Source organism: Chitinophaga sp. 01L420, assembly GCF_056399985.1.
The window spans coordinates 86,990-94,547 of sequence record NZ_JBFTSK010000028.1 but is presented as its reverse complement, the minus strand read 5'-3'; the positions used below and the strand labels follow the sequence as shown (position 1 = coordinate 94,547).

Here is a 7,558-nt window from a genome sequence, read left to right as displayed (position 1 = left end):
ACAGCTACACCGTGCAGCAGGGCGATATGGATATGGATGGTATTACACTCGGCACARCAGTTACCGGCACTATCCGTAACACAGCCGGAAAAGATGCAGTACTCACACTCAATAATGTAGGCAACACTACCGGGGTACTGGTAAATACCACTAATCCGGGTGTAGTCATTTCCACTACCGCTACCTCGCCGGTGATTGCACCATTCACCGCGACCATCACCTTCACCGAAGCGGTGACTGGATTTACACTGGGTGACATTACCACCACCAACGCTACCCTCAGCGCATTCCAGACAACAGATAATATCACTTACACCGTTCTCGTAACACCTGCCACAGATGGCGCGGTAACCCTACAGGTACCAGCAAGTGTAGCCGTGAACGTGGGTAATAATAGCAATACCGCTTCCAATACATTAAGCCTCGTTTTTGCAGGAACAGCTCCTGTARTAACAGCAGTAGATGTACCGGCMAATGCCATTTACMGACTTGGCCAGGTACTCTCCTTCACCGTTCACTTCAGTGAACCGGTGAATGTTACCGGTGCTTCATCGCTGGATGTAATCATAGGCGCCACTACAAGATCCGCTACACTTGTAAGCGGCAGCGGCACCAATGCTTTATTGTACAGCTACACCGTGCAGCAGGGCGATATGGATATGGATGGTATTACACTGGGTACCACACTTACCGGCACTATCCGTAACACAGCCGGCAAGGATGCAGTACTCACACTCAATAATGTAGGCAGCACTACCGGCGTACTCGTAAATACAACACATCCTTCGGTAGTATTATCTGGTAACATTCCTGCACGTGTGAATACTCCGGTTACCGTGAATATTACTTTCAGCGAAATGGTGAACGGATTGACCACAACGGGCATCGTTGCCTCCAACGCCACAGTGAGTAACCTGCAAACAACTGATCATATCAACTATACTGCAGTAGTAACTCCATTGACTGATGGAACAATCAACGTAAGCATACCTGCCGGCGCAGCTGCAAATACAGGAGGCAACGAAAATACCGCCTCCAATACGCTGAGCTTTATTTATGACGGTACTCCTCCTGTTATCAGTCCTCAGACTTTCAACATCAACTTTAACAGTCCGGTAGGTACCCAGGCTGGTGTGCTCACCGCCACCGATGCCGCAGGTACGATACAAAACTGGGCGATTACCACAGACGGCAGCGGTGGCGCCTTCGCAATTGATGCTACCGGTGCCATTACCGTAAAAGATGCAGYGATACTCAGCAGCAAGGCCGGTACCACAGTTAGTGTAACCGTTACCGTGAGTGACGGACTAAATACAAGTGCACCAACAACTATTCTTATCAATATTTCAGCTGCATTTGTCAATCAGCCACCTACGCTTGATGCGATTGCAGATGCTGTTGAATGTGCTGGTACGGAAGAACATACCATACAGCTCAAAGGCATATCAGCGGTAGAACCTGGACAAACGTACAGCATCAGCGTTACTGCGGATCAGTCTTATTTTGATATACTGACGGTGACGAATGGCGTACTGCACTACCAGCTAAAAAGCAATATTACCGGCGGCCTGGTCAACGTGACCGTTACGATCAAAGACAACGGCGGCACTGCCAATGGCGGTGTAGACACACGCCAACGGACCTTCAGCATTACGATCAACACACCACCAGCCGTGACAATCAGCAGTAATAAAGGCAATACTGTTTCCAAAGGCGATATCATACAACTCACTGCCACCGGAGGTAATAACTACCACTGGACAACGGTAGACGGCATTATCAGCGGACAACAAACCGCCGTACTGCAGGCAAGAATTATGGTTAATACCACTTACGAGGTAACCGTAGTCAACGCCGCAGGATGTCGGAATACCGGCAGCATTAATATTGCCGTAATAGAAGATTTTAAAGTAGAATCTACCAATATCCTGACACCAAACGGGGATGGCAAAAACGACAGATGGGTGATCCGTAACATCGACAGCTATCCTAATAATGAAGTGAAAGTGTATGATCGCGCAGGGCGCATTGTATTCCAGCGCAGAAACTACAGCAACGACTGGGATGGCACAGTTAACGGTAGTCCGCTGGCAGAAGGTACCTACTATTACATTCTGACAATCAGCGGCAGCACGAAAACGGCAAAGGGATATATTACCATCATCCGGGATCAGCAATGACCCCATTAAATTGTGATATCATGCATCTTTCATCAGGTATACAATGCTATATAAAACATATGCGGACATTATTGCTTTGCTTCGTGTTGCTGACAGCAGCAGGTTACCAGCTGGGCTGGGCTCAATCTCTCAGTAATACACCTGCCCTGCTGGAACCCTCTTCTACCCAGTATTTCCAGAATCAATACCTGGCCAACCCCGCTATGGCGGGGGTAGATAGCGGTCTGCATCTGAACGCCGCCTATCGCCGGCAGCTGAATGGTATTGATGGCGCACCCATCTCCAAATTTTTCACAGCTGATGGGTATATCGGCAACCGGGTGGGCGCTGGTCTTCATGTCTTTAATGATGAGGCAGGATTGCTAAACCGTACCCGTATCGCACTCTCCTACGCCTACCACCTTCCGTTGGGTAATCGCGGACAAACACTCCACCTCGGCCTGTCGCTGGCCATGAATTTCCAGCGCATAGACTATAAAGCAGTAAACGGAGAAGAAACCGATCCATCTATCGGCGCATTTAACCGCCGCGATAACTATTTTGAAGGAGAGTTTGGAGCGGCTTATACCAATGAACACTGGACTGTGCAGGGATCATTACCCAATATAAGATCCCTCTTTACCGGCGATGATAAAGCGGTAGACGGTGGTACCATTTATTTCACGGCACTTTCCTATAAATTTCAACCGGAAGGCGCTGTGAGCAGCATCATCCCCAAAGTATGCTACAGGGGAGTAAGAGGAGGCGACAATATACTGGATCTTGGTTTGAATGTAGGCTTCCTGCGCAATGTGGCCAATGTGCTGGCACTATATCATACCTCCGGTAGTTTCACCGGAGGAATAGGTGTCAATATCCAGCAAACCGTTACGCTGCAGGCCATGTACACGACTCAGACCAACGGTATGAAAACTTATGTAGATGGTGGATATGAAATAGGACTTACTGTTAACCTTTTCAGGCAATAATGGGGAGATAGCGGCAATGGTAACGGCCCATCGCAGGCGTTTATTTTGTCGCAATTGCCCCTCAGAAATACGTGATTACCCCTCCAGACCTTCCGGTATTGGAAATACCTTTGCTGTATCATTAAGTCATCATTAAATCAAATACAATGACACACTTAACGGCTTCCCGCAAAGCAACTCCTGCCACCGGTACATTAAAGAAACAGTTTACCGCCACCCTGCTGAAGAGTCCCAATAAAGGTGGCTGGACTTATGTCATCTGGCCCGAATCAGTGTCCTTCTTCGGTACCAGAGGGCTCGTAAAAGTAAGAGGTACGGTTGATAACCACCCGTTCGAAAGCTCCTTTATGGCATTGGGTGATGGCACACACAAACTACCTATCAAGGCAGATCTGCGCAAACTGATCAGAAAAGAGGCAGGCGATACAGTTACGGTTCGACTGCAGGAGCGGCTGTAACACCGGAAATATCCATGATATAACTCGTCAGCTGACGGATTTTTCCGCCCTCCATATGGAACATATCACAGAATACAATACGAAGTGTGCCGCCGTCTTTTCGTTTAGACTGTACCGTGCCTTCTGCCACCACCAGGTTGCCTTCTTCCACCATACGTGTAACGGTGATAGCGGGGCTGCCCACAAAGGCATCGTTCTCTATTGCGCCATCAAAAGCGGCTTTTCCGATCAGGTGATAATACCCGGGCAGCTCCCATATTACGTTGTCTGTTAAACAGGATAAAATGGCTTCATGATCCGTTCTGGAAAAAGCTTCCATGTACTTTACTACAGTTTGTTTATTCTCCGTCATGTAATGATTCGTTTTAAACAAAGTTAACAGTAACCCTTTACATCATCGGGGGCATACCTGCCAAAACAGCGGGCATTTTGCGCCAAATTGTTTTAATTTGCTGCTATGATCCATTTCCCCGAAACAGCAACTTTCCAACGATTATTAGCCGGCATACTTTTTTGCCTGCTTTGTATTACGGCATCTGGCCAAAACAAAATCAATACTTATCAGTCGTTGTTCCAAACTAACCAATACCTGAAGTACTGGACAATTACCCTGTCTCATTTCAGTCTGTCTTCATTTACCTATACCCGTACGATTAATTTCGAAAATATGATCCTGGATGATAGTCTGAATAATAACGATCTCTCTTTTCGGCAAACATTCGGGAAACTGGTCAGCTATTCGCCCGATAAGCAAAAGTACCTGGATCTGAATAGTGGTCAAATTGTGTTCGATACAGTGTACACTAACGGGAAAAAAGAGGTTAATATTTTAGCAGATATAGATCAGTACCTGACCCTGGGCGACTACACCGCCAAGAAATCTACCCGCCTCCTCTTTATGGGTGCTACGTCATACATGGATGAAGCAGAATGGATATCAGATAACACTTTTATAGTGGTCGGGCTAAACACTGAAAAAGAATCTTTTTCTCCGTTCATATACATAGGGGATATTAAAAAACGACAATTTTATTGCTATCTCACAAATAATAAAGACATCACACGACATAGTTCTTACAGATCTCCTAAATGGAACCGATTAAAGGGGATTAAGTTCTAAGCTATCTATAACAATGCAGGCTTCCAATATACAATACATGCTATTCACCGCATCCGAGTAAGCATCCGGCAGGGTGGTAAATTCAAAATCGATTTGAGGTGACCATAAAAAATAATTGGCAAAAAAGTCATAATGGAATCTGACGATATCGCTGTCGAATAGGTTAATTAATTCGCCGTTATTTACCTGAACGGCATAGTCTTGCACTAGTCCAACATTATGATAAACGGATTCCAGCAAATCGGTGGCTGTGGCAGGAATATTCCGCATAGACAAAACATCCAGATCCATTACGGAATCAGGGTTTTCTATAAGATCGCCTTCCCTTGCCCATGCCTGTAGTAATTTAATATCAAAGAAATGGTCCGTATTTAAAACAACCCGGAATACGTCACCCCGATTTGAGAATAACAATAGCTTCCCAGTCGTATCCACTATGAATTTATCAATATCATTATCATCTGTTCCCCAAACAGTATAATAGGAAGCTCCTTTATATATTACTTCGATTAAAAACTTTCTGTATTTCTGCGACGGATCCTCATTCATAGCAGTTTTTTCCGGTTGTTCTTTACTCATTAAAATTATTTCTACTAAGTTATAAAAATAAAACGATGTTATTCTCCTATTCGGGATTTTCTTACATTCGTTATCAGCACACTTTCACAACGCAAGTACCTGATCATGAGAACGCAATTAATTTTACCACACACGTCCATTTCAGGCTATGTCAGCAATATAGTGGTGATTGAAAACAATAATGTTTACCGGGAAACGATTTTACCGCTCATTGCCAGGGGCTATCCCAGCATCGTTTTCCAGCTCACAGATACCGGCCTGCTGGTAAGTGCCGATAAAAAGATGGATAACCTGGTACTCTACGGCCAAAACATAAAACCCATAGCACTCCATGTAGCAGGACATATCACCGTGATTGCGTACTTCCTGTATCCGCATATTTTAAAAACCCTGTTTGCTGCAGACGCAAAAGAATTAACAGACAGCAGTATCGATTTAAGTCTTACCAAAACGGCCAGGGACATGAGTCTCAAAGAACAACTGCTGAATGCCCCTAATCTGCATACCCGTCTTCAGCTCCTGGACAGCTATGTATTGAAGCTGGCAGCCCCTAAGCATGGCGCCTCCTCCCCGGATGCTATTTCTTTTGCCACCCGGCTCATCCAAAGTAATAATGGCCTGGTTTCCCTGCCGGAGGTACAGAAAGAACTCTATGTAACCGAGCGGACTTTGCAACGCCTGTTTGAATCACATGTGGGTGTTTCGCCTAAAACCTTCAGCCGGATCTGCCAGTTTCATTCTGCGTTACAACACCTTCATCACACGCAATTTTCGGATATGATTAACGTAGCCTATGCAAATGGTTATGCCGATCAAAGTCACCTGATCCGGGCCTTTAAGGAGTTTACCAACTATTCCCCTCTTGAATACCTGAAGGCTGCTACTGATTTCCCGCATTGATTCCCCTTTGCCAAAAATTGTCGGGTTTGTTCTATCATTTATTTCGGGCTCGCCGTTACTTTGTATCATTAAATCAAAAGTATATGAGAAAGATAATTGTTTCCGCCTGGGTAACACTGGATGGCATCTTTGATGCAGACACCATGGGTCAATGGTTTGCTCCTTATGACAGCGAAGACAGAAGAAAGTATATCCAGAATGGTATTCTGGCCTCCGGAGCATTTCTATTCGGCCGTAAAACATACGAAATGCTGGCTCCCTATTGGTCTTCCCTGAAGAATAATGAAATGGGAGTAGCAGATCAGCTAAACAATTCACCTAAGTATGTGGTTTCTTCTACGCTGCAACAGGCCGGCTGGAATCATTCTACCATTATCAAAGAAAATGTGGTGGAAGAAATTACCCGGCTGAAACAACAGCCTGGTAAGGATATCCAGATAGAAGGCAGCGCTACACTGATACAAACGCTGGCAGCCGCCCACCTGATAGATGAGTATCAATTCCTCGTACATCCGGTGGTGATGGGAAGTGGCAAACGCTTTTTTAAAGACGGCCTGCAGGTGGAGGGGTTGCAGCTTCTGGAAACGCAAACCCTGGAGCTGGGAGTCGTGTTCCTCCGTTATCAGGCCGGAAAGAAGAAATAAAACGAAAAAAGGCACTGGTGATCCAGCGCCTTCTTCGTGTCATGGTCCTTATGACAAGCATACAGCACAAGCACTGTTGCTTCTATGTAAATCCACCTGTTTAGTTTTATGGTATCTTATTAGAAAGAGTGCTGCCCGGTAGCTGACAATATGGTTCCTGTGGAGGTGGCTTCTTTCTTTAACTGACCATCTACATAAATCTGTACTTTCAATGTGGCCGTGCTGGAAACACCTGTACCATTAATCGTGATATTGGCACTGACAGCAGATGCAGGAACATTGATTTCAGCACTTGACCAGGTATTACCACTCAGATTTGAAGCGGAGGTGATTTGGGTATCGTATCCGTAAGCTACAACAGTTAAATTCACGCCTGCCGAGCCCTCTGCTTTAAATACCAGTTTGTGGGTGGTTCTTCCCGGAGCGTCATCTTTATCGTCTTTTTTACAGGCGCTAAATAATGTCGCGATCATTAAAGCTGGAAATAAAATTTTTCTGAGCAATTTCATATTTGCGTATTGATAGCATGCCTACTCTTTTATGCTACAGTTTTCGGCTTCCCTGTTTTTGAGATTTATATGGCTAACATTCAACAGTACAGGCGCAAAGTTAAACCGGTGGTTTGCTGCAAACAATACCCGGATACCCGGTTTCACAACTACCTGTTTCCAGGTATTTTTGGTAAAGGGTACGATGTATCCACAATAGT

General features: G+C 45.4%; 9 protein-coding genes. 6 read left to right on the top strand and 3 right to left on the bottom strand.

Annotation, left to right across the window (positions count from 1 at the left end):
- The 3 genes from AC1DP6_RS23765 to AC1DP6_RS23755 form a co-directional block, all read left to right on the top strand.
- Positions 1-2,180, top strand: a 2,180-nt coding sequence (locus AC1DP6_RS23765; RefSeq protein WP_477057063.1) for a T9SS type B sorting domain-containing protein, incomplete at its 5' end; no start/stop codon positions are given.
- A 20-nt stretch (positions 2,181-2,200) separates the two neighbouring features.
- A complete protein-coding gene (locus AC1DP6_RS23760; protein ID WP_477057062.1) occupies positions 2,201-3,148 on the top strand; it encodes a PorP/SprF family type IX secretion system membrane protein in 948 nt (315 codons plus the stop codon).
- A gap of 146 nt (positions 3,149-3,294) precedes the next feature.
- A complete protein-coding gene (locus AC1DP6_RS23755; protein ID WP_477057061.1) occupies positions 3,295-3,606 on the top strand; it encodes a DUF1905 domain-containing protein in 312 nt (103 codons plus the stop codon).
- On the opposite strand, the gene AC1DP6_RS23750 is transcribed toward AC1DP6_RS23755, so the two are convergent.
- Positions 3,578-3,958, bottom strand: coding sequence for a nuclear transport factor 2 family protein (locus AC1DP6_RS23750; RefSeq protein WP_477057060.1), 381 nt, complete (start codon positions 3,956-3,958; stop codon positions 3,578-3,580). The genes AC1DP6_RS23755 and AC1DP6_RS23750 overlap by 29 nt on opposite strands.
- 105 nt (positions 3,959-4,063) lie before the next feature.
- Between AC1DP6_RS23750 and AC1DP6_RS23745 the strand changes: the two genes are divergently transcribed.
- Positions 4,064-4,726, top strand: coding sequence for a hypothetical protein (locus tag AC1DP6_RS23745; RefSeq protein WP_477057059.1), 663 nt, complete (start codon positions 4,064-4,066; stop codon positions 4,724-4,726).
- On the opposite strand, the gene AC1DP6_RS23740 is transcribed toward AC1DP6_RS23745, so the two are convergent.
- Positions 4,706-5,305 carry a hypothetical protein gene (locus AC1DP6_RS23740; RefSeq protein ID WP_477057058.1) on the bottom strand — a complete coding sequence of 200 codons (600 nt, stop codon included), beginning with the start codon at positions 5,303-5,305 and terminating at the stop codon, positions 4,706-4,708. The genes AC1DP6_RS23745 and AC1DP6_RS23740 overlap by 21 nt on opposite strands.
- Before the next feature lie 105 nt (positions 5,306-5,410).
- Between AC1DP6_RS23740 and AC1DP6_RS23735 the strand changes: the two genes are divergently transcribed.
- On the top strand, positions 5,411-6,205 hold the full coding sequence (locus AC1DP6_RS23735) for a helix-turn-helix domain-containing protein (RefSeq protein ID WP_477057057.1): 795 nt from the start codon (positions 5,411-5,413) through the stop codon (positions 6,203-6,205).
- Positions 6,206-6,288: 83 nt separating this feature from the next.
- Complete coding sequence (locus tag AC1DP6_RS23730) at positions 6,289-6,849, top strand: dihydrofolate reductase family protein (RefSeq protein ID WP_477057056.1); 561 nt, start codon at positions 6,289-6,291, stop codon at positions 6,847-6,849.
- A 119-nt stretch (positions 6,850-6,968) separates the two neighbouring features.
- Here the strand turns inward: AC1DP6_RS23730 and AC1DP6_RS23725 are convergent, their stop codons facing one another.
- On the bottom strand, positions 6,969-7,322 hold the full coding sequence (locus AC1DP6_RS23725) for a hypothetical protein (RefSeq protein WP_477057055.1): 354 nt from the start codon (positions 7,320-7,322) through the stop codon (positions 6,969-6,971).
- Positions 7,323-7,558 lie beyond the last annotated feature (236 nt).